This is a genomic window from Aeribacillus sp. FSL K6-3256 (genome assembly GCF_037965805.1).
Lineage (GTDB): Bacteria > Bacillota > Bacilli > Bacillales > Aeribacillaceae > Aeribacillus > Aeribacillus composti.
This window is the reverse complement of record NZ_CP150188.1, coordinates 1,087,136-1,109,232: the sequence shown is the minus strand read 5'-3', so window position 1 is coordinate 1,109,232 and position 22,097 is coordinate 1,087,136. Positions and strand designations below refer to the sequence as shown.

At 39.9% G+C, this 22,097-nt stretch carries 27 protein-coding genes and 1 riboswitch; of the genes, 6 read left to right on the top strand and 21 right to left on the bottom strand.

Annotated elements, in window-relative coordinates; genetic code table 11:
* Window positions 1-22: 22 nt before the first annotated feature.
* The 7 genes from NSQ84_RS05430 to NSQ84_RS05400 form a co-directional block, all read right to left on the bottom strand.
* Window positions 23-541, bottom strand: coding sequence for a DUF1850 domain-containing protein (locus NSQ84_RS05430; RefSeq protein WP_311067053.1), 519 nt, complete (start codon window positions 539-541; stop codon window positions 23-25).
* Between the two features lie 73 nt (window positions 542-614).
* Entirely contained in the window at window positions 615-1,622 is a 1,008-nt protein-coding gene (locus NSQ84_RS05425) for a TAXI family TRAP transporter solute-binding subunit (RefSeq protein ID WP_144596586.1), read from the bottom strand.
* A 168-nt stretch (window positions 1,623-1,790) separates the two neighbouring features.
* On the bottom strand, window positions 1,791-2,954 hold the full coding sequence (gene metC / locus NSQ84_RS05420) for a cystathionine beta-lyase (RefSeq protein ID WP_063387528.1): 1,164 nt from the start codon (window positions 2,952-2,954) through the stop codon (window positions 1,791-1,793).
* On the bottom strand, window positions 2,947-4,062 hold the full coding sequence (locus tag NSQ84_RS05415) for a methionine biosynthesis PLP-dependent protein (RefSeq protein ID WP_063387527.1): 1,116 nt from the start codon (window positions 4,060-4,062) through the stop codon (window positions 2,947-2,949). Before NSQ84_RS05415 ends, metC begins: the two co-directional genes overlap by 8 nt.
* A gap of 116 nt (window positions 4,063-4,178) precedes the next feature.
* Window positions 4,179-4,316, bottom strand: a riboswitch (SAM riboswitch).
* 1,337 nt (window positions 4,317-5,653) lie between these two features.
* Window positions 5,654-6,664 (bottom strand): aliphatic sulfonate ABC transporter substrate-binding protein, encoded by a 1,011-nt coding sequence (locus tag NSQ84_RS05410; RefSeq protein WP_063387525.1) that lies wholly within the window; start codon window positions 6,662-6,664, stop codon window positions 5,654-5,656.
* A 17-nt stretch (window positions 6,665-6,681) separates the two neighbouring features.
* The gene (locus tag NSQ84_RS05405; protein WP_339212324.1) at window positions 6,682-7,440 is read right to left on the bottom strand and encodes an ABC transporter permease; all 759 of its coding nucleotides are present in this window, start codon (window positions 7,438-7,440) and stop codon (window positions 6,682-6,684) included.
* Window positions 7,424-8,209 carry an ABC transporter ATP-binding protein gene (locus NSQ84_RS05400; RefSeq protein ID WP_339212322.1) on the bottom strand — a complete coding sequence of 262 codons (786 nt, stop codon included), beginning with the start codon at window positions 8,207-8,209 and terminating at the stop codon, window positions 7,424-7,426. The genes NSQ84_RS05405 and NSQ84_RS05400 overlap by 17 nt, the downstream gene beginning before the upstream one ends.
* Window positions 8,210-8,384: 175 nt before the next feature.
* Here NSQ84_RS05400 and NSQ84_RS05395 point away from each other — a divergent pair, with 175 nt between their 5' ends.
* From NSQ84_RS05395 to NSQ84_RS05380, 4 genes are all read left to right on the top strand, one after another.
* The gene (locus tag NSQ84_RS05395) at window positions 8,385-9,116 is read left to right on the top strand and encodes an esterase family protein (RefSeq protein ID WP_063387522.1); all 732 of its coding nucleotides are present in this window, start codon (window positions 8,385-8,387) and stop codon (window positions 9,114-9,116) included.
* 61 nt (window positions 9,117-9,177) lie between these two features.
* Window positions 9,178-9,696 carry a YjcG family protein gene (locus NSQ84_RS05390; protein ID WP_063387521.1) on the top strand — a complete coding sequence of 173 codons (519 nt, stop codon included), beginning with the start codon at window positions 9,178-9,180 and terminating at the stop codon, window positions 9,694-9,696.
* Window positions 9,696-10,130 (top strand): GNAT family N-acetyltransferase, encoded by a 435-nt coding sequence (locus NSQ84_RS05385; protein WP_339212319.1) that lies wholly within the window; start codon window positions 9,696-9,698, stop codon window positions 10,128-10,130. Before NSQ84_RS05390 ends, NSQ84_RS05385 begins: the two co-directional genes overlap by 1 nt.
* A 222-nt stretch (window positions 10,131-10,352) precedes the next feature.
* The gene (locus tag NSQ84_RS05380; RefSeq protein ID WP_063387519.1) at window positions 10,353-11,027 is read left to right on the top strand and encodes a DUF421 domain-containing protein; all 675 of its coding nucleotides are present in this window, start codon (window positions 10,353-10,355) and stop codon (window positions 11,025-11,027) included.
* A 7-nt stretch (window positions 11,028-11,034) separates the two neighbouring features.
* Here the strand turns inward: NSQ84_RS05380 and NSQ84_RS05375 are convergent, their stop codons facing one another.
* The 6 genes from NSQ84_RS05375 to NSQ84_RS05350 all read right to left on the bottom strand — a co-directional run bounded on the left by NSQ84_RS05375 (window position 11,035) and on the right by NSQ84_RS05350 (window position 12,940).
* Complete coding sequence (locus tag NSQ84_RS05375) at window positions 11,035-11,235, bottom strand: hypothetical protein (RefSeq protein WP_063387518.1); 201 nt, start codon at window positions 11,233-11,235, stop codon at window positions 11,035-11,037.
* Window positions 11,236-11,364: 129 nt separating this feature from the next.
* The gene (locus NSQ84_RS05370; protein WP_063387517.1) at window positions 11,365-11,622 is read right to left on the bottom strand and encodes a stage VI sporulation protein F; all 258 of its coding nucleotides are present in this window, start codon (window positions 11,620-11,622) and stop codon (window positions 11,365-11,367) included.
* 169 nt (window positions 11,623-11,791) lie between these two features.
* The gene (locus NSQ84_RS05365; RefSeq protein ID WP_063387516.1) at window positions 11,792-11,923 is read right to left on the bottom strand and encodes a YjcZ family sporulation protein; all 132 of its coding nucleotides are present in this window, start codon (window positions 11,921-11,923) and stop codon (window positions 11,792-11,794) included.
* A gap of 136 nt (window positions 11,924-12,059) precedes the next feature.
* Window positions 12,060-12,266: a hypothetical protein gene (locus NSQ84_RS05360; RefSeq protein ID WP_063387515.1), complete on the bottom strand. Its 207-nt coding sequence runs from the start codon at window positions 12,264-12,266 to the stop codon at window positions 12,060-12,062.
* A complete protein-coding gene (locus NSQ84_RS05355; protein ID WP_161939805.1) occupies window positions 12,247-12,399 on the bottom strand; it encodes a hypothetical protein in 153 nt (50 codons plus the stop codon). The genes NSQ84_RS05360 and NSQ84_RS05355 overlap by 20 nt, the downstream gene beginning before the upstream one ends.
* A gap of 73 nt (window positions 12,400-12,472) precedes the next feature.
* Window positions 12,473-12,940: a hypothetical protein gene (locus NSQ84_RS05350; RefSeq protein ID WP_063387514.1), complete on the bottom strand. Its 468-nt coding sequence runs from the start codon at window positions 12,938-12,940 to the stop codon at window positions 12,473-12,475.
* Window positions 12,941-13,192: 252 nt separating this feature from the next.
* On the opposite strand from NSQ84_RS05350, the gene NSQ84_RS05345 reads away from it, so the two are divergent.
* The gene (locus NSQ84_RS05345) at window positions 13,193-13,912 is read left to right on the top strand and encodes a hypothetical protein (RefSeq protein ID WP_063387513.1); all 720 of its coding nucleotides are present in this window, start codon (window positions 13,193-13,195) and stop codon (window positions 13,910-13,912) included.
* A 336-nt stretch (window positions 13,913-14,248) separates the two neighbouring features.
* Window positions 14,249-15,283, top strand: coding sequence for a hypothetical protein (locus tag NSQ84_RS05340; protein WP_339212315.1), 1,035 nt, complete (start codon window positions 14,249-14,251; stop codon window positions 15,281-15,283).
* 909 nt (window positions 15,284-16,192) lie between these two features.
* On the opposite strand, the gene NSQ84_RS05335 is transcribed toward NSQ84_RS05340, so the two are convergent.
* The 8 genes from NSQ84_RS05335 to thiO all read right to left on the bottom strand — a co-directional run bounded on the left by NSQ84_RS05335 (window position 16,193) and on the right by thiO (window position 22,097).
* A complete protein-coding gene (locus NSQ84_RS05335) occupies window positions 16,193-16,534 on the bottom strand; it encodes a DUF1360 domain-containing protein (protein WP_063387509.1) in 342 nt (113 codons plus the stop codon).
* An 87-nt stretch (window positions 16,535-16,621) separates the two neighbouring features.
* Entirely contained in the window at window positions 16,622-17,008 is a 387-nt protein-coding gene (locus tag NSQ84_RS05330; protein WP_063387508.1) for a CotO family spore coat protein, read from the bottom strand.
* Window positions 17,009-17,287: 279 nt separating this feature from the next.
* Window positions 17,288-18,064, bottom strand: a complete 777-nt coding sequence (gene fabI / locus NSQ84_RS05325; RefSeq protein WP_063387507.1) for an enoyl-ACP reductase FabI — start codon at window positions 18,062-18,064, stop codon at window positions 17,288-17,290.
* A gap of 98 nt (window positions 18,065-18,162) precedes the next feature.
* Window positions 18,163-18,975, bottom strand: a complete 813-nt coding sequence (gene thiD, locus NSQ84_RS05320; RefSeq protein WP_117017057.1) for a bifunctional hydroxymethylpyrimidine kinase/phosphomethylpyrimidine kinase — start codon at window positions 18,973-18,975, stop codon at window positions 18,163-18,165.
* Between the two features lie 14 nt (window positions 18,976-18,989).
* On the bottom strand, window positions 18,990-20,003 hold the full coding sequence (locus NSQ84_RS05315; RefSeq protein ID WP_063387505.1) for a thiazole biosynthesis adenylyltransferase ThiF: 1,014 nt from the start codon (window positions 20,001-20,003) through the stop codon (window positions 18,990-18,992).
* Entirely contained in the window at window positions 20,000-20,767 is a 768-nt protein-coding gene (locus tag NSQ84_RS05310; RefSeq protein WP_063387504.1) for a thiazole synthase, read from the bottom strand. The genes NSQ84_RS05315 and NSQ84_RS05310 overlap by 4 nt, the downstream gene beginning before the upstream one ends.
* A gap of 6 nt (window positions 20,768-20,773) precedes the next feature.
* Window positions 20,774-20,977, bottom strand: a complete 204-nt coding sequence (gene thiS, locus NSQ84_RS05305; protein WP_063387503.1) for a sulfur carrier protein ThiS — start codon at window positions 20,975-20,977, stop codon at window positions 20,774-20,776.
* 7 nt (window positions 20,978-20,984) lie between these two features.
* Window positions 20,985-22,097 (bottom strand): glycine oxidase ThiO, encoded by a 1,113-nt coding sequence (gene thiO, locus NSQ84_RS05300; protein WP_327856669.1) that lies wholly within the window; start codon window positions 22,095-22,097, stop codon window positions 20,985-20,987.

Sequence of the window (22,097 nt, the reverse complement as noted above, 5' to 3'; positions counted from 1 at the left end):
TGACAGTACGTCAAATTTCTCTTTACTCACGAATATTCACTCCTTTCACCTGCTGCCAAATACTGATTTTTGCCGGTTTTATTCTTACCCATGAGCCGGGTCCAAAAAAATCCGCCAATTTGTAGCTGTTACCTTGATAAACGATTCGGTGATCGGCCTGTACTTGTCCAATTCTCAAATCAATATAGGAAAATTCTCGCTCCATGTTTTTTATAAAAAATTTTCCATCCTTTTCTAAAAATTTCCCCTCCCCTTCCACATTAGAAGGCATTCCAACAGCAAAATTTTCATACTCAAGTTCTGTCTGAATGATTTTGTTATTGCGTAATGTATATGTCTCCTTCACATCCGTAAGATGGATGGAATGAGTGTACTGAATTTGAAACAAGTCATCATCACGGACAGGCAGATAACCTAATAAGTCATTCTGATCTTCATGATAAAAAGCGATGGCATTTACAATAGGAAGGAAAAATAAAAAAACGTTGATTGTCATAAAAAGGGGAAGACAGATGAACAAAGCTTTCATCCTAGCTCTCATGAAAATCCCCGCCTAAAATGGAGTTACATAAATGAAATCGATAGACCGTTTAAAACGGCCTATCTTTGATACGTTATGGCTGGATTCCTTTTTCTGAAAAATACGTTTCAGCCCCTGGATGAAGCGGCAAATTGCCTATTCCATCAAGGGCTGCCTCCGCTTTGATTAATTTGCCTTTTGCGTGAGTAATTTTATTTGTATTTTCAAAAATCGCTTTTGTAATATTGTATACGGCATCTTCATCCAATTCGCCGCGGACGACCAGCATCGCTTTTACAGCGACTGTTTTTACGTCCTCAGGAATTTTATATGTCCCCTTTGGTACTGTATCTTCAGCATAGTAAGGATATTTTTCGATCAATTGTTTGATTTTGTCATCCGCAATCGGAATTACTCTAATTTCTTTTTGTGCTGAGAGCGATTCAACTGCAGCCGTCGGTGTCCCCGCAGTAATGAATGCAGCGTCTATGCTTCCGGATTGAATGCCGTCCGTTGATTCGTCAAAAGATAAGCTTTGCGCTTTAATATCATCAAAGCTTAATCCATGAATTTCTAAAATTTGCTGTGCGTTTGCATTCACTCCAGACCCAGGGGCACCAACGGAAACCGACTTGCCTTTCAAATCTTCAACAGAAAGGATGCCGCTATCTTTTGTTGTAATAATTTGCACCGTCTCCGGATATAAAGTCCCAATTGCTTTAACATTGTCGACTTTATTGTCTTTGAACATCAATTCACCGTTTAATGCATAAGCAGCAATATCAGTTTGCGAGAACGCAATATCAGCTTCACCATTTTTTAGCGCTTGCATATTTTCTGCTGATGCTCCTGAAGATTGTGCATTTGCATTAAAGTCCGTTTCTTCCGAAATAATTTGCGCCATCGATCCGCCGAGCGGGTAATAAGTTCCTCCTGTGCCTCCGGTTAAAATGCTTAACGTCTTGCTTCCTGCCTTTTCCCCGCTTTGATTGGAGCCATCACTTTTGCTGCTTCCTCCTTCGCTGTTATTTCCACACGCAGAAATGATCATTATGAAAAGAAGAGCTGTTAAGAATATAAGTCCGCTTCGCCATTTGATCATTGATACTCCCCCTTTTTAAATTCGTTTGACTTTGGGTGCATTACTATCATATTAAAGAACAAATGAAAAAATGTGGGATAATATGTCAGCTAGATTATCAACATAAAAAAAAGACAGGAATTGTCGGTATTCGACATCTCCCTGTCTTCTATTAAGGTAAGAAAAAATTTATTGATAGGCCAAAACAGTAGAAAGACCAGACTCCAAATCATTTTTTAAGTCTTCAAAATTTTCTAGCCCTACGCTTAATCGAAGAAGACCATCGGTTATCCCTCTTTTGATCCGTTCTTCTTTCGGCATCGCGGCATGGGACATTTTAGCTGGATACGACAAGATCGATTCAACTGCACCAAGGCTGACTGCGAAAACAGGCAGCTGAACATGATCAGCAAGAATCTTGACCGCTTTTTCATCTTCTAGTTCAAACGATAAAACCGCTCCACCGTTGACACTTTGCCGCAAATGAATATCTGACCCTGGGTGATCGTGAAGACCTGGATAGTACACTTTTTTAATGGCAGGGTGCTTTTTCAAAAATTCTGCTAATTGAGAAGCTGTTTTGACGGATTGATCCAGCCGCACATGAAGTGTTTTTAACCCTCTTAATACAAGCCAGCAATCATGCGGGCCGAGAACAGCGCCGAAGGCATTTTGAAGTTTGTAAAGCTCTTCGCCAAGCTTTTCATCTTTCACAACTGCCAATCCTGCCAAACAGTCGCTATGACCTGCCAAAAATTTTGTTGCACTATGTAAAACAATATCGGCCCCTAAATCGAGAGGCCTTTGCAAAGCCGGAGTCATAAATGTATTATCAACAAATGTTAAACAGCCGTTTTCTTTTGCAAGCTGCACAATTGCTCGAATGTCCGTCACTTTTAACAGCGGATTCGAGGGCGTTTCAATGTAAATCACTTTTGTGTTCGGACGTATATTTGCTTTTACGGCATCAAGGTCCGTCATATCGACAAACGTATATTCAATGCCAAAGCGCGATAAAACATCTGCAACGATCCGGTATGTTCCGCCGTACACATCTTCTGTGACCAAAACATGATCACCGGAAGAAAGTAAAAGAAAAGCTGTTGATATAGCGGCCATCCCAGAAGCAAACGCAAAGCCTCTCACTCCGCCTTCCAGTTCGGCAATCGCCTCTTCCAACGCTTTTCGTGTTGGATTTCCTGAACGGCTGTAGTCAAATTCAGGAGATTCATCCAATGTTTGCTGATGAAACGTTGACGCTTGCTGAATCGCCACGCTGACAGCACCAGTTGTCGGGTCAACCTTATGTTTATTATGAATCAATTTTGTTTGAAAGCTCCATTGGTCATGCATTTAGTAAATCCCCTTTCGCAGCTGCTTGCAATGCCTGCTTGAGATCTTCCTTCAAATCCTCCACACTTTCAATCCCTACAGAAAAACGGAGAAGCCGGTTACATACACCGTTTTGAATTCGGATTTCTTCCGGAATGTCCGCATGTGTTTGGGTAGCTGGATACGTTATAAAGCTTTCTACCCCTCCAAGGCTTTCCGCAAAACAGATTAATTTCAGATTCTGCAAAAACGGGTTGACCCATTCTTCTTTTTTCACACGGAAGGAAAGCATTCCGCCTCTGCCAGGATATAATACATCATCAATTTCAGGAAGCTCTTTTAAATATGCCGCCAGCTCCCTTGCATTTTCCTGATGTTTGGCCATTCTCAATGATAAAGTTTTCATTCCTCTAAGCAGCAGCCACGAATCAAAAGGAGATAATACCGCACCAATTGCATTTTGATGCATGGCTAATTTTTCGCAAATTTCTTTCCCTTTTGCACAGACCAGGCCGGCAAGGACATCGTTGTGACCGCCTAAATATTTCGTTGCGCTGTGAATCACGATATGCGCTCCTTCTTCAATCGGACGCTGCAAAACAGGTGTGTAGAACGTATTGTCAACGATCAGCAGCAAATTGTGCTTCCGGACCAATTCCGCCAACGAGGAAATCGATGTTTCCTGCATAAGCGGATTAGTGGGCGTTTCTAGAAAAATCGCTTTAGTATTTTCGTTTATTAATGATTCCGTATATTCGCGAGACGTAAAATCGTCATAGTGGAAGGAAAGACCGTATTTGCGCCACTCTTCTTCAAACAAGCGGTATGTCCCGCCATATAAATCTTTTGAAACGATCAGTTCATCTCCACTTTTAAATAAAGCCATAATCGTCTGAATCGCTGCCATTCCGGAAGAAAATGCAAATCCTTGATCGGCTCCCTCCAATTTGGCTATGGCGTCCTCGACAAGCTCTCTCGTTGGATTTTTTGTCCGAGTGTAATCATAGCCTGTTGATTCACCTATTCCTTTATGCCGGTAGGCTGTGGACAAATAAATGGGGGCGCTTACTGTTCCTGTAAGAGCTTCACTTCGATTTCCTAATTGGGCCAAAACTGTTTCAATATTCATCTTTGACTTTCCTCCTTTTTTAGTTAGTAAAAATGTGCTGCTTTCATTGCCTGTAGAGGAGGCTTTAAAAATAAAACGCCCTCTTCATAAGAAGAAGGCGTTTATTGTTTGGCTCCTTCTTATCTTCCAAGCATATCTTACGGCAAAATGCTTGCTGGATTTAGCACCTTGGTACAAAGGTTATCATGCCGCCGTCCTTGTACCGGTTGCTGAGACTTCTTCGGGCCAGTTCCCTCCGCCTCTCTCGATAAGAATTCCGATATGAACTTTTGATAGGTATAACTTTACCTCAGTTTTAAAAAAAATTCAAGACGTTTCCTGCCAACAATTCCGATAACTTTGATTTATTTTCAGTAAAACTAAAGAAAAATAAGAACATTCTTTAAATAATCCGTCGATTCTTGAAATGTTTTTTTGCGAAAGCCAAAAGGGAAATTTTTTTGTATGGATCACCTTTGATCCTCCATCATTTCAATGAAAGTGGTTTTATTTTCCCCTGAGGCTTCCCAAATTTTAATAGATTTTAAAATATAAATATCCAATTCGGAAGCTGTCGTATTTGGAGAAAAATTGTGAACGAGGTGATCTTCTTTAGAGGAATTGGAAAATTTTAAGAGAATTTAATAAACAGTAAATGAAACGATTGAATTGGCAAACTAATCGTTTGATAAATTTTTCGCCAACTTCTGTCAAACGAACCCGTACTCCATAAAGCAGCTGAACAGAAAACGAAGATGCGATATTTGTTTTGCAGGTGAAGCTGGGAAGCAAAAAAGATGAACATAAACGTGCCGTTGGAAAATTTGCTGAACATTCTTTACTGATGCGCCTTCTCTTTTTTATCAATATTATGGAAAGGAAAGACTGTTTATGATGCTGTATATAATCGACAGCATACGAACCAATAATTTTCATGACGAGCAAATGATGGGGCAAATCAAAATTATGTGAGAAAACGCTTTCTAAAAACTAGAACATCATCTAAACAATGTGTACGGAATTTATTATGATTATGAAAGCGACTACAGAGGAGATTATTTATTAAGCATTGCAATTGAAGAAAATAATGGGGAAGCTTTTAATTGAAATCTCGAGGAACATGAAAATAAAGTTTTTCAAGTAGATACAACGGACGAACAAGGCATTTTTAAAACTTGGAGTAAGATTTGGAAGCAAGAAGAAACTGGTTTAAGTAGAGCGTGCTTACACATATGATTTTGAAAAATACGGCCCAAATGGAGAAATTGAAATTCATATAGGCGCTGTCTAATAAGTCGATTTTCCGGCTTATAGACGCCCCTTTAATGTTTTAGAAATGTTGATATATCAATGTTTATAATCTTTCGTTTTCAATGGATTTTGACTTTCTGGACAGCTCCAAACAATGTGAAAAAACGGGAGCTTATTCGAGCGATTTGAATAAAAAGCTCTCACAACAACAGAATCCCAATATACAGGCATAGTCATAAACAACTTTTGGGATAAGCCCTGTTTTAACAACTGCTCCATCTTGAATTTACATCAACAAAATAACCCCCCCTATCCAGAAGCCGCATAATATCAAAAAGCTTCTGTATAGGGGGTTTATTGCTTAATTCAAAAAGCTTGTATCTACAAGACCTTTAAGATCCGGTTTTTCTTTTAAAAATTTCAAGTCATAAGAAGAGTTAGAAAAGTCTTGAAGAACTTTTTCATCCACTTCGGTTGTATAGCGGACACGTTCCCAAGCGCTGTCGATAATTTCTGGGTCAAGCTCTTGATTTGTTATTTCTTTAATCGATTGAATGGCAATATCGCGTGCTTCCTCTTTGTTTTTATTGATGAAGTCGACTGCTTTTTTGTGGGCTTTGACAATATTTTGAACTAAATCTTTATTTTCTTTAATAAATTTGTTGCTCGTCACTAAAACAGTGTTCGGAAGCGTTGTGCCATAGGCGATATCTTTCGTATCGACAATCACTTTCGCCCCGTCTTTTATTAATAATGAAGCCCAAGGCTCAGGCACAGCGGCTAAATCCACTTTTCCCGATTCAAAGAAAGCTTGATATTGTGCCGGGTTTCCAGTTGTATGCTTTAATGTGCCGCCGATTCTTGATGAAGCAATGTCGTAATCTTGCAAGTACGTTTCAAATTGGACATCGTGAGTGCAGCCGACACCAGGAGTAATGAATGTTTTATTATGAATATCATCTAAGCTTTCGATTCCGCTTTTTTTGCTTGCTACGACGACAGTACCCCCAGATGACGCACCGGCAATAATTTTCACGTCTGCACCATTAGAATAGTTATTCATGACAGGAGCTGGACCGACAAGCCCGGCGTCAATTTCGCCGGTTTTCAACGCTGTCATAAAAGCACCGCCATCCGGAAAAGTTTTATATTCAATCTCTACCTGATCCCCTAGCGCTTCTTCATAGTAGCCCTTTTCCTTCGCAATCATCGCCGGAACATGGTCAATATTTGGGAAATAGCCGATGACTACTTTATTTTTTCCGCTTTTCTCTTTTCCTGATGCCTCATTCCCTCCGCCGGCTCCGCAGGCAGATAAAATCCCAATTAACAACAAGGTGATAAATGATAGCAGCAAACCTTTTCTCTTCATAATCTCAACTTCCTCCTTTATTGTTCAAGCAATCCCCATTTTTTCATCACTTTCTTTTCAATTCTGCTGAAAAAAACTAAATCTACTAAAATTCCAATTAAGGCAATGATAAATATAATGCCCATCACTAACGCCATATCGCCAAAATCTGATGCGAATTTTAACGTATAGCCTAAACCCGGGCCGGTGCTTAACAGTTCGCTACCCATCAGGCCTCTCCACCCAAACGCCCAAGCAAGCCTTGCACCAGTTACTGCATGCGGGATGGCTGCTGGAAAAATCACGTGTGTAAACAGAGAAAATCCGCTGTAATCCATTGTCCTTGCCGCATTTGTATATATTGGAGGAACGCTTTTAATCCCTGTCCGCATATTCAATGTCATCACAAGCGTTCCACCGAGCACGACAATAAAAATGATCGCTTTTTCATTTAAACCGAACCAGATGATGGCTAGAGGCAGCCAAACGATGCTCGGCACGCTTTGCAACGGCAAAATTAAAGAGCCAATGGTATCATCAATTACTTTCGATTTTGCAAAAACGACGCCTAACACTGTTCCAAGAATAAGAGCAACAACAAGCCCGATTGCCAGCCGCTGAAAACTTGCCAGCAAATCATAAACAAGAGTTAGATCAGCAAAACCGTTCCACAATGCCTGAAAAATATCGCTCGGAGCCGGAAAGACGACAGCCTTAATATTTAACAGCTTGACGATTGCTTCCCATATACCCAGTGCGGCTGCATAAAAAATGATTCGTTTAACGACCTGCTGCATAACTTTCTTCCTCTTTCACTACTTTATCAATTTCTGACTTCAACAGCTTTTGAATGCGCTCTTCATATTCAGCAAGCTGCTTTATAAATTCATCACGTGGTCTCGGAAAAGACACTTCTATTTCATCAATAATTCTCCCAGGCCTTGTACCCATGACGATAATACGGTCCGATAATTTTAACGACTCTTGGATGCTGTGCGTAACAAATAGAATTGTTTTTTTCGTATCGATCCAAATTTTTTCCAACACTTCGTGCAGGCGTGATCTCGTCTGCTCATCCAACGCTCCGAACGGCTCATCCATTAAGAGCACCTCAGGATCCATCGCCAAAGCTCTTGCGATCGATACGCGCTGCTGCATGCCGCCGGAAAGCTCGTGCGGAGAATGCTTGGCATATTGGCTTAATTGAACCATGGCCAAATATTCGTACGCCTTTTTTTTCGCTTCTTCCTTCGGCATTTTTTTCTTCAGCGGAAACATGACATTTTCCTCAACTGTCAGCCATGGAAAAAGGGCTGCCTGTTGGAACACTACTCCCCGGTCGCTTCCAGGTCCCTTTACTTCCTTCCCGTTTACCAGCACTTTTCCCGATGTGGGGGCTGTTAACCCGGCAACAATCGATAATAACGTCGACTTGCCACAGCCGGAAGGGCCAAGAATGGAAACAAATTCTCCTTTCTGCACAGTCAAATCAATTTGGTCAAGAACCGTTTGGGAGACGCCATGATGTTGAAATGTTTTTGAAATATGCGCAATTTGGACAGACAAAGTAATTCCCCCAGTATATGATCATTCTTACCTATCTTATCGGATTAGTCGTTATCATTATATAAGCATTTTTTATTTTGTCAACCTTTTTATTTGTTGGAGACTTTTCAAAAGAGTGATAAAATAATGAGAAGTCCAGCCTAACTGGTAATTAGTCAATTTTGGAGGAATTGGTATGGCCCAAAAAGTCGCACCTATAAAAGAAGAAACGTTTTTTAGCGAAGAGCTAGGGGAAGAAGTTTCTTTGCTCATGTATTTGCCGACTTCCTTTTCTCCATTATCTCATCATCATCTTCTCATTGCTCAAGATGGCGGAGACTATTTTAAACTGGGAAGGATCGCGCGTTTTGTTGAGGAGTTAACGGAGGAGCAAACGATTGAAGATTTGATTGTCGTTGGCATTCCTTATAAAGACATTCAAGATCGAAGAAGAAAATATCATCCCGATGGAAGCCAGTTCAACAGTTATATCCGTTTTTTAGCTCATGAATTAATTCCATTTTTAGAAGAACGTTTTCCGCTTTTGCCAATAGGAAGAGGCCGCGCGCTTATCGGCGATTCTCTGGCTGCAACCGTTTCGCTTATGGCAGCGCTTCATTATCCGCATACATTTGGAAAAGTGATCATGCAATCACCATATGTGGATGGAAAGGTGTTAGAAGCGATCGATGCTTTTTCACAGCCCTCTTTACTATCTATTTATCATCAAATCGGGAAACAGGAAACGGCTGTAAAAACGACTGATGGGAAAATAAAAGATTTTTATACAATCAATCAAAAACTTCATGAACAAATGGTACATAAAGGATTCGAATGCATTTATGAAGAATTTGACGGCGATCACCGCTGGACATATTGGCAGCCGCTGCTAAAAGACATATTAAAAAAAATGTTTGCTATATCATGAAAATTGATTCTTTAAGTTGTTATAATAAAGAATACGAGTAAATATCAAGGAGGCAAAAAAAATGAAGTACGGAATTGTGTTATTTCCTTCAAAAAAGCTGCAAGACATCGCCAACTCATATAGGAAACGTTACGATCCGAATTATGCGCTTGTCCCTCCTCATTTAACATTGAAGGCACCGTTTGAAGCTGACGAAAAAGAAATTGGCGACACTGTGAAAGAACTTAGGAAAATTGCGAAACAGGTTAAGCCTTTTAAACTCTCCGTCTACAAATTCAGTTCATTTGCTCCTGTCAATAACGTTATTTATTTAAAAGTTGAACCAAATCCAGAATTAACAAAATTGCATGAGCTTCTCCATCAAGGAAAATTTAAAGAGGAGCCGGAGTACGCTTTCGTCCCTCACATTACAATCGGACAAAATTTATCGGATGATGAACATTCTGACGTTCTCGGCCGCTTAAAAATGTTAAAAATTCAACACGTGGAAACGATTGACCGATTCCACATTTTATATCAATTAGAAAACGGCTCATGGACTGTTTATGAAACATTCCTGCTTGGGGAAGGACGAGACTGATGAAGGCAGTCAAAGCTATTAATGAAAAACAACGAAATGATGCTTTATATGTAAGAAAAAAAGTATTCGTAGAAGAGCAGAACGTTCCGATAGAAATAGAGACCGACGAATATGAAGCCTTTGCCGAGCATGTCGTGCTTTATGACGATCATCAGCCTATTGGAGCTGGCAGATTTCGTGTCATTGGCAACACCGGAAAGCTCGAGAGGATCTGTGTTCTGCCACAATACCGCGGAAAAGGAGCGGGAAATATCATTTTGGAAACACTTGAAAAACTCGCGGCCGAAAAAGGATTAAAGAAAATAAAATTGAACGCCCAAGTACAAGTAGAAAATTTTTATAAAAAGCATGGATATCAAACCGTTTCCGATATTTTTATGGATGCGGGCATTCCCCATGTCACGATGGAAAAAACGTTACATCCACATTCATAAATAAAGACAACCAAACGAGGCCGCGGATTGCGGTCTTTCATTTGGAATGGTCAGAAAGCGTGTTAAAGAGGTTAAAAATCTCCCTGTATTTCATTCAGATCAATTCGAATGTTTCTCCATTTTCTCCACCGCACGACTTCCCATAGTTTTTTAAAAGAATGTACATGAATTTCGGCAGTTGGGACAACCTAACCATTACCGATCTTAGCAAAGGTGATGGAAATGGAATTTGTAGCAATTGCCACTGAACTGGTCTTCGGTTTCTTTGCCCTTTTTCTATTGACAAAAATACTAGGTAAAACACAAATTACGCAAATCACGACGTTCGATTTTATCTCTGCGCTCGTTTTAGGTGAGCTAGTTGGCAATGCTGTATATGATGTAAAAATGGGCGTTGAAAAAATATTATTTACGGTCGTGATATGGGGAATGCTAATCTATTTATTGGAATTCATCACACAAAAATGGAGAAGAACCCGCGGAATACTGGAAGGAGCTCCGTCAATGGTCATCCACAAAGGAAAAATTATTCGTGATCAGCTGAAAAAAAACAAGCTTGATATGAACCAGCTTCAACATTTACTAAGAGCAAAAGGAGCTTTTTCGATCCGCGAAGTGGAATACGCAGTTCTTGAAACGGACGGCACGATCAGCGTATTGAAAAAATCGGAATTTGATAAGCCGACCCGAAACGATTTAAATATTTTATCTTCGCCAGCTACCATCCCCTACACGATTATTGTTGACGGAGAAGTGGTTAGTGAAAATTTAAAAGAAGCAGGTTTTGATGAAAAATGGCTTCAGCAGCAGCTTCTCGCTTACAGTGTGGAAGACGCGAAAGATGTTTTTTACGCGGAATGGGATCAAAACAACGGATTATTTGTCCAAAAATATTAGCTTGTTTCTAAACATATTCATGAAATCTTTTTTTGCTATATTTGCGCTTATTTGCGAATAAATCTTGCTTTAGCTGGAAATGCCAATATTCTTCATTCATCATAACATTGTTTCGCTGTTTGACTTTCGCATAATCTTCCTTTGGCTGAACAGCTCTGTTGGCATATTCATAAAAGGCAGGAGTCTGAACGGAAAAAATATATCCCATGTTTCTCTCTCCTTTCTTGATTTGCAAAAAATTATTTTCTAAATCGATCTGTCATTCATTTTTACCCGTTTTTCTAAAAATTGAAACATCATGTAAAAAAACATCAGCGGGAGCACACCCGCTGACGCGCTATTTTTTCTTATTGTCCAACATATTGGCGATGGTGTTAAAATCCATATTTTCTTTTCCGTTTACAATCGCATTGACAATTTTATTTTCTAATTCTCTTGGAACCGGCCGATTCGCCAATTGCGCAACCCGCTTGATCACTTTTCTGACAGTTGCTTCATCATTAAAATTGGAATTTTGCAAAGAATTGGCCAGTTCGAGTACATCTTTCATATTGACGCCGGTTTTTTTCTCAATATTTTTAAAAATATGATCCATTCTGAAATTCGTCCCCTCCTAAGTTGTCGAAATGACCTGTATAACAGGCCTTAATATTTTATGAAAATGAAATGAAAACGTGATGAAGAAAAAGTACAGTCCGCCTTGTAAAAGGCGGACATCCATCCGTGACCAGCACTCACCATTAGTATTGTAAAAGACTTACAGATTAGTATTTAAAACAGGAACAACCAACAATAATCAACAAGATGAATAAAACGACGATTAGCACAAAGCTGTTATTATGAAAACCGCCGCTATAAGGATAGCTGTATCCACCATATCCGCAACCAAAGCTCATTTTTCTGCACCTCCTCCTTTATTCATCACTATACTGTATGAAGCAATTCCTCATTTGGAGTGGACACACAAGATGGGCAAGTGCGGATTTTTTAGGTGGGGTTTCAACCTGTTTTGATTCCCTTTTCATTTTCCTATCAAATTTGTTTTTCAATCTTTTCGATCTCTTTTTCAAATTTTGCCGCCGTTTTTTCAAGGTCTAAAAGCTCCCTGTCTTTTTTCATCATCCAGCTTGAACATTTTTGCTGCACTTTGTCATGTTCTTTGTACATACCTTCGATCCATTTGACGAATTCCTTTTCGAGCTTGTTCATATTTCCCTTTTTAAAACCCTTTTTTCCCACAGCCGCAGCCACCGGAAGTCGTTGAATTGTAAATTTTTATTCCGAATGGATGTATTTTCTTTTTCATCATCTTCTTTTTGATCGCATTTTCTTTCGTCGATGAACTGGAAAAAACTTTTATGTTTTCTTTCAATAGGTTTCTCCCCTTTCCCTCAAAATAAGAACCTTATTCATCGTATGAAGAATAAGGTTGATCTGTGTTCTTTCTAATCGTTTTTGACCACATCGTCCATCATCCAAAAATGAAATTCCTTTTGGTTGTTCTGTTCGTTTTTTTCCTTCACAAAATATTCCTTCCGTTCCTGAGGTTCAACTGTTCCTTGAATGGCTTGCGTTTCCTTTAAAATTCGGAAAAACCAATCTTCCTGTTTTTGTTCGTCCTCCTTTTTTTCATTTTCATCCAGATGATGATTTTTTTCAGCTAATTTTCTTTTTAACACTTCGATTTTTTCTAAAAGCTTTTTTCGTTCCTCCCACTTTAAATTTCGATCATTGCTCTGGCGGTGCTTTTCGATCGTTTCTTTTAGCTTTTCGTTTTCTTTGATTGCTTTTTCAAGCTCCCGCTCTTTTTCCTGCAATAATATTTCCAATTCTATCGATTCTTTTGCCTTTTCTTTATAAAACGCAAGCTCCGCTCTCATCCGTTGCAAAAATTCTTTATTGATTTGCGCCATCTATCTCACCTCTCACTGTAAATGTATGAGCTCAAATAAAAAATGTTGACAGAAGCCTACTAAAAAGATACAAATGGCTTTTTAAATGAATTTTTAAAACGGGGCAAAACCATTCTTTTAATGGAAAGAGAATTTTTTAAAAAATTAAATTTTCCGCTCCTGTCACTGCACATTTAACCAGTTTGCTCATAATATACAGTAGTCCGACACCTAAGAAGGTTTTGGAAATCAGAATGATTAGGAGGTAACAGCATGAGCCATTTGGGACATGATACAGAGAGATTATGTATTCGCGTTCCGAAAGTTTATGACTGGGTGAACCGTCAAATTGATCTTCCTCAGTTAAGCTTTAGAAAATTATCATCCATCGGTTTTAATTTCGATGGAATAGCAGGGACATCGGAAGATCCGTTTTCACTGTTTGAAGATGGGCTTTTAAATGTCAATTGCTACTTATCAGACAGCTTGGGAAATCCTGTTGATCCAAATTCACCAAATTCTATAACGGTGACAGAAATCGTTCAGCCGCAAGGTCGTCAATCGGTAGTCGTTCATTTACCAAAAGGAGGAAAAATTACCCTTCAAAAAGTAAAAGTTCTCATCAGAGGGTATATTGTCGTTGCGATCTCCGATTTGCAAGGTACTGTCACTAGTGTGTCAGATGCTATTCCATTTGCAACGGTTCAAACTTTCTTCCTATGCGCGCCGCCCGGCACAACATTAAACAGCCACGTTTCCTATTTTGAAACTGACGCTAACTTGATTTGGGATAATAAATCATTCAGCCAATTAGACATTTCTATCACGATCTGTCTAGATGTGCAAATGGAAGCCCAAGTGAAGCTTGAGGTAGAAGGAAAATTTTGCAGACCTCGTCGGGAACTTCCTTCATCTCTTACATGCGCAAACCCGCAAATTCCGCCGCAATGTCCGGAAATTTTTCCAAACGACGACTACGCCTTGGAGGAATAAATTAATTGCAAAAGGGGACACTCTCCCCTTTTTATTTTTCCTCTCATTTTTCCGGGAAAGTGTTAAATGAAGGAAACATACATATGTATAGTAAAACTGCTCTTTCAAAGCTGGCGGTAGCGGCGCTTTGTGAGTTTCCATCCTTTTATAGCAAATTGGGCTGTTTTGAAACGCTTATCAGCCAAATTCCGTACGTCACGCTTATTAATGATCTGAGGTTTTATCATTTATACTATTTTCCTATTAAATCGTTAAATAAAAATTCTTCTGTTTGGAGGAAATGGCAACAAACTGTTTTCCACTTATATTTTTTTATTTGTCCGAGGAGGAGATTCAATGAACAAAATAAAACGGAACAAACAGGATTATTTACAGCTTCAGCAGCAGCTTATCCACTATAAATCCGAAATTTCGAAATACAAAAATGAATTGGCAAGCATGCAAAATAAGCTGCTGCAGGAACAGGAAAAAACGGAATATTACAAAGCAGTCATCCGAACCAGCGAGCAATATTGCATCGCAAAAGAACAATTTGAACATGAAATCCTTTCCGTTCAATCCCAATTAAAAGAAGCTGAGAAACATGTTGAAAAGATCAGCAATCAGCTTTCCATTGTTGAAGAGGAGCGAAACGACCTATTAAAACTGCTGAAAGCATCTGTCACTGGTTTATTAAAGGAAAAGCAAGCCGCTGACAAAAAGATTCAAGACCTTTTGTTTGAAATAAAGGAAAAAGAACGATTGATCACCGAATCGAAAAAAGAGCAGCTTCGGATCGATTTATTAACTGCTGAACGAAATGAACTTTTAGATGTCTCTCAATTTTTATTCCAATCACTTTACGAAAAAAATGTCCAACGACAAGAGAATGAATCTGTCCAAAATGAAAAAAACGCCTCCATAAACGATCCGATTCGCGCTCAATTTTCGTATTCGATTGTTCTTCCTCGTGAAAGCGATGATCCGGTAACGATTCTTGGCAATGCCTTGATGGAAAACATCACAGAACAACCTTTGCATTATCCTGTATTATGCATTCACATTCATCCCCATCAGCACGTTCAATTCAGCGGAAAAATCATTACAACCAAAAATCAAAACGAAAATGATTTCAACTATAATACTCATTCTTCCTTGGAATGGGAGTATTTGCACCCGGAATGGCGAAAGCAAATTCAAGAAAAAGGGGAATACTGGCTGAAACCTAGTGAAAAATTATCGATCGAACCAAATGAAAAAATCTCTTTTGAAGGCTTTCACATTGCTTTCCCATTCGATGTCTTCGATGAAGCGCTGGTGATTGAAGGGTTTGTATATTGCCAGGAGAAGAAAGAAGGCATTCCGTTTGAAAACAAAATTATTATCAATTAACAGACGGTCAAGTTTATGAAAGTTCTTTATATTCCTTCCGGTTATAAAAGAACTTTCATTTTTTGACCGTTTCTTTTTTCACGACTTTAACAATCTGTCCTTTCCACACAATCATTCGAAATTGGCTGCTTACCTTTCAGCGATAGGCGGCAAAATTCATTACAGGGTGCTAGTCAGAATAAGAACTTTGCCGCCAGAAAAACTTTTTGACGCTGAAACTTCTCGTAAAGAAATGCAGCCGCCATGTCAGTCTCATAAATCAATGAAATTGAGATGAACGGATCGAATTCGTAAAAAATTCAGGTTTTCTTACACTTTTTCCGTTTTTTTGAATCGTCTATTGCTAAAGCTTCGACTTAAGGGACATGTTCCACAGTGATGTTTGAAATCAGCAAGAAATTATTAAAGCTTCCGGCTTTAAATGTTTATTCATTTCGTTCATAAATGGGGTCAAATTTCTCCTTTTCGTTCCTGACAAAACGGCAACTTTCATCCCCTTTCCCTTTCTTAACACCCAATTCCGAGAGTGAGCCGATTCCGCTTGAGGGGCATTTTAAGCTGTAAAGGTTCATGGGTTCTATATCGTCCTGTCGTTTCTGACCAAAATGAACCCCTTTTATTTCCTTACACCCAATTCCGAGAGTGAGCCGATTCCGCTTGAGGGGCATTTTAAGCTGTAAAGGTTCATAGGTTCTATATCGTCCTGTCGTTTCTGACCAAAATGAACCCCTTTTATTTCCTTACACCCAATTCCCAGAGTGAGCGATTCCGCCTGAGGGGCATTTTAAGCTGTAAATTATTCATGGTTCAATATTCGTTCCTGACGAAATGAACGCTTTTCATGTCTTTAACAAACCATTCCCTTAGTTTATTCAATTCGTGCTTGAGGGACATTGTAAATGGCGACAATCAATCAAGTAAATGTTCAATAATTCCTGCCAAGCCTGAGATCGCTAAAATAACTGTAATCGGATAGAAAATGACGTTTATATATTCATTTCCAAAAAATAAAATGGCGGCACACCATATTCCTGTGCACCAATAGCAGCTTAAAAGCTCACCGATCCACAATCGAAGTCCTTTTCCTTTCGGTCTGAAAAAAGAAACGGTTTCTCCTGTCTCCGCTTTTTCCTCCACAATTGTTATAAATGGAGCGCGCAAAAAAGAAGCGATTTTATCAAACACTATAATTCTCGTTAATCGAAAAGTTGCCAATGCAATGAGAGCAAATGAAAACCAATGCCATTCCATCGGAATCAATACTCCTTTCGTTCCCCAACATAGTGAGAAGACTTGTATCGTTCAAATAAAAAACCCGGCATAACCGAGTTCTCCATTTTAATTCCCTAACACTTTTATGTCTAAAATACTTTTCGATTTTATTTTCAAAGGTTCATTTTGATCAAATGTACGGATTTGAACGACATCGTTTTCCTTTGACAAAATAATTCCTTTGTATGTTTTCTCTACTGTTTTAATTTCACATACGTTTTTATACACATGCTCCGGAAGACTTGAAAAGAAATCAATCTTTTCATGAACCGTCATATTTGCCAATTCTCTTCTTCTTTTATAAATCTCTTCTTTCGTCCATGTACTCTTTACCGCTTGCTTAGAATTATTTGCAATTTTTTTTAATAGCGTCGACTGCATGGTCACTTCAGGCTTTTTTATATTCGGCTGGACAATATACATCAAAGGTTCTAATTTTTCTTTTTTAATCAAGTTTGATCGCCACCCTCAAATATGATTTCTCTCATTATTTTATGACACGATAGAATGAAATCATGACGGAAATCTAACTTTTTCTTATGACAAAAGAGCATTTGAAAATCGCTGCACATTGAGACAAAAAGTCGTAACAGAACATCAACAATAAATCCAAGCTTCACGGCTTGAAATAGCGGCACCTTGAAGCTGACAGCAAAATTTCATTTTATCCTGCCATAAAAAAAGATTAATCTTGTGCGAGTAACGCACACAGATTAATCTTTTTCAGCTAACTTAATAACCTAAAATATGAAAACCTGAATCAACATGAATCGTTTCCCCTGTAATGCCGCGGGAAAGATCGCTGAACAGGAACAACGCCGTGTCTCCAACTTCTTCTTGTGTTGTGGTTCGGCGCAGCGGAGCACGTTCTTCTATTTCCTTCAGAATTGAATTAAAATCACTGATACCTTTTGCCGAAAGCGTACGAATCGGACCAGCGGAAATGGCATTGACGCGAATATTTTCTTTACCTAGATCGTTCGCCAAATATTTCACGCTAGCATCCAATGACGCTTTCGCAACTCCCATTACGTTGTAGTTTTGAACGACTCGCTCACCGCCCAAGTAAGTTAATGTAACAATGCTTCCGCCTTCTGTCATCAAAGGACGGGCTGTTTTCGCAACCGCCGTTAAAGAATAAGAACTGATGTTGTGGGCCAACAGGAAGCCGTCTCTTGTTGTGTTCAAATATTCACCGCTCAGCTCTTCCTTATTCGCAAAGGCGATACAATGAGCGATACCGTGAATCACACCAACCTCGCTTTTAATTTTTTCAAAACACTGCTCGATTTCTTCATCCTTTGTTACATCACAAGGCAGCACGAGATAATCTTCCCGTCCTAACGAATCTACAAGCTCTCGAACCGATTTCTCCATTCTTTCGCCCACATATGTAAAGATCAATCTTGCTCCTGCTTCATGCAAAGAGCGGGCAATTCCCCAAGCAATGCTTCGCTTGTTTGCAACACCCATGACCACAATGTTTCGGCCTTCCAAATTCAATTTCATGGAAAATCCTCCTAAACATTATTACAAGTTATTAATACCTGATCATAATTATAAAGGACAAAAGAGAAAAAAGCCAGAACATATATGTCCGGCTTATGTTATTTCGAAGCAGCTAAATTTCTTTTATATGCCCAATGATTGGTAGGACCGTGGCCGCCTCCAATGCCTAGCGCATTTTCTACAGCAAGATGGATGAACTCTTTTGCGGTTTTTACGGCTTCGATAACGTCTTTACCTTTGGCGAGCTCAGCTGTCAGCGCAGCAGAAAAAGTGCAGCCTGTTCCGTGCGTATGCTTTGTGTTTACATAGTTGCCTTTAAATTCATAAAAATCATGCCCGTCAAACAACAAATCAATGATTTCGCTGCCCGACGGCTGATGTCCTCCCTTTATGATCACATGCTTTGCTCCCATTTGGCAAATTTTTTTCGCAGCTTCTTTCCGATCATCAAACGATTTTATCTCGATGCCCGTAATCGCTTCCGCTTCCGGGATGTTCGGCGTCACAATAAACGAAAGCGGAATTAAGTCGTTGATGAGCGCGTTGATGGCAGACTCTTCAAGTAATGGATGTCCGCCTTTTGCAATCATTACTGGATCAACGACAATTTTTTCCCATCCATGCTTTTGAACTTTATTTGAGACGATTTGGATGATTTCTTGATTAAAAAGCATTCCTGTTTTGACCGCATTTGGCGATAAATCTTCAGCAATTGCATCAAGCTGACTGATCACCCCTTCAATCGGAACAGGGTAGACGCCATGAACACCTAATGTGTTTTGAGACGTAACGGCCGTGATCACGCTCATTCCGTATACATCCAACTCCTGAAAAGTTTTCAAATCTGCCTGAATTCCCGCGCCTCCTCCTGAATCGGACCCGGCAATCGTCAACGCTTTTCCGATGGTCATAAACACACCTCCATTTAAGCTCCGAAGTAACGTTGATAAATAGCTTTTGCTTTCTCTTCTTCCTTAGTGCCGTGAATTAATGCTCTTCCGTCTTGAAAAAGCACAACGCGGAAATCATCCGCCTGAAAGGAAATTAAATAAGCATTTCCTTTTAAGTCTTTCACGATCGGGCGTAAACGATTGGTAATTTCTGATAGCGAAATCTTCTGTTTTTGCTGCGGACGTATTTGTACGGTATTCCTTCCACACAAAACCGCTGTTTTTAATCCATTTTCAACCGACAAATATGGATATGTCGGGTGATGTCCGCACGATGGGCAGTCGGCCTTTTTTAATTTTGTCATGTCTACTGCAGAATGCTCCCTTGTCCAAACATCAAATGAAACTAACTTCTTGGACACCTCTCCGCTGACTAAATATTTCAGTGCCTCTGCTGTTTGATAAGAGGCGACGATTTGCACCGCCGGGCTGATCACGCCAACTGTATCGCACGTCATTCCGTCAGACGGAATCGCTTGGAGCATACAATGGAGGCATGGTGTTTGTTTCGGAACGATGGAAACGGTCATTCCATAACTTCTCACTACTGCCCCATAGATCCAAGGTATTTCGTGCTTCATCGCTAAATCATTGATGAAAAATCTCGTTTCAAAATTGTCAGTCCCATCGATGATAAGGTCGACATCCTTTACATGTTCAATAAAATCAATTGAGAAATCGCCCACAATCGCTTCAATCGAAATGTTCGAATTGATTTCCTGCAAATGTTTTTTGGCAGCAACCGCTTTTGGCAGCTTTTGTTTCGCATCCTCTTCTGTATACAGCTGTTGACGCCCGAGATTGCTCCAATCGACATAATCACGGTCAATGATGGTTATTTTACCGATTCCAGCACGGGCTAACATTTCAGCGCTTGCGCAGCCGAGTGCTCCAGCTCCAACAATGAGCACATGGCTTTTCAGCAATTTTTTTTGTCCCTCTTCTCCAATAGGAGAAAACAAGATTTGGCGAGAATATCGTTCCATTATGTCGTTAACATTCCTTCCGTTGGACTGCTTGCTTGTGCATACCGTTTTTTCGGAATGCGTCCTGCTTCATATCCAAGTCTGCCTGCTTCAATCGCCAGCTTCATTGCCTTCGCCATTTTCACAGGATCTTTTGCACCGGAAACAGCTGTATTTAATAAGATTCCATCTGCTCCCATCTCCATGGCGAGTGCGCAATCTGCCGGCGAACCGATTCCGGCATCAACAATGACTGGAATATTTGCTTGCTCAATAATAAATGATAAATTGAGAGGATTGACAATTCCTTGGCCTGATCCGATCGGAGATGCTCCCGGCATGATGGCATGAACCCCTAATTCTTCAAGCTTCTTCGCCAGAACAACATCGTCTGAAGTGTATGGAAGAACAATAAACCCTTCTTCCAATAACATCTCTGATGCCTTCAATGTTTCAATCGGATCAGGGAGAAGCGTTTTATCATCTCCAATTACTTCCACCTTAATCATATCACATAATCCTGATGCCTTCGCAAGCTTGGCGATTCTGACTGCTTCCTCCGCAGTTTTTGCCCCGGCCGTGTTCGGCAGAAGAGTATATTTCGATAAATCCAACATCTCCAAAAAATTTGGCTGTGAAGGCTCGTAAATATTCATTCTTCTGACGGCAAATGTCAAAATTTCAGCACCTGAGGCTTCCACCGCTTCTTTTTGTATCTCAAAAGACGGATATTTTCCAGTTCCTAACATTAATCTCGACTGAAATGTTTTATCACCTATTTTTAACATGAATCATCATCCCCCTCCAACAAAATGGACAATTTCAATTTGATCACCATCATTTAATGTCTGGATACTGTATTGTTCTTTTGAAACAATTTCACCATTTCGTTCAACGACAACAATTCTTTCCTGCAATTGAAAAAAGTTCAGCAAATCTTCTATGTTCCGAACACTATTCTCCACTTCCATCTGCTGGCCGTTGATGCGAAGTTTCACTGTTTAATCACCTCCCTTTCGCATCAGAAAGCAATCGGTTTAAAGAAAAGCTATGCACATAACGCTCATATTGATTCGTTTTCAAAATCATGTCTTTTACGATCAAGCTTGTAATCGGTGCTAGAAGAATGCCGTTTCGATAATGGCCGGTCGCAAAAAAGATTCCCTCATGCTCCGGGTGCTCGGCAAAATACGGCCAGCCGTCAGCTGTTTGCGGCCTGAGCGACGACCAAGCACTAACGACCGGTTCAGACCCGATTTCTGGCATAATTTTCTGAACCTTTATCATTAATTCGGATACTCCTTTGACTGTCGGATGCGTATCCCAGTCGTTTTCATAAGAAGTTGCTCCAATAATAACGGTGCCGTCTTTTTTCGGTACGATATAACAGTGCTCGTAAAACACTGTTTTGTTGATCACCAGTTTTTTCGGTTTTATGGCTAAGCATTCTCCTTTAACGGGCTTCATTGGATTTCTCAGCCCCAGCTTTTCAAAGAAAAAGCCACTCCAAACTCCGCTTGAAACGACGACTTTTCCACATATAAAAACTCCTTGGGAAGTGACAAGCTTGTATGCTTTTCCCTCTTTAATCACGTCGAAAACAGGACATTGTTCAAAAATAGATGCACCATATTTTCTAGCGCCTTTCGCATATGCGTGGCAAACAGATGAACCTTTCACTTGGCCGTCATGCTTAAGCCAAAGAGCTCCCGCAATGTCTTCAGAAACATGTGGCTCATTTGCCAGTACGTTTTCCCTTGAATGCCATTCTAGTTCATTCTCATCTGCAAGCGATTGCAGAAAGCGGCCTTCTTCCTCAGTAAATGCAAGCCGATACATGCCTTCCTGCACAAGCTCAATATCCACACCAGATTGCTCCAATAATTCTTTTGCAAGGCTCGGATATAAATTTCGGCTCTCTAAGCATAGCTCAAAAAATATGTCTCTTTTTTCATTTTCAGAATGGGCACCCAGCATTCCTGCTGCAGCGGATGTCGCTTTACCTCCGATTTCGCCGCTTTCAAACACGGCGGTCTTCAGCCCTGCTTTTGATAGCTCATAGGCGATCCCTTGGCCGATGACCCCTCCCCCGATGATTCCAACATCAAAAACGTTCAT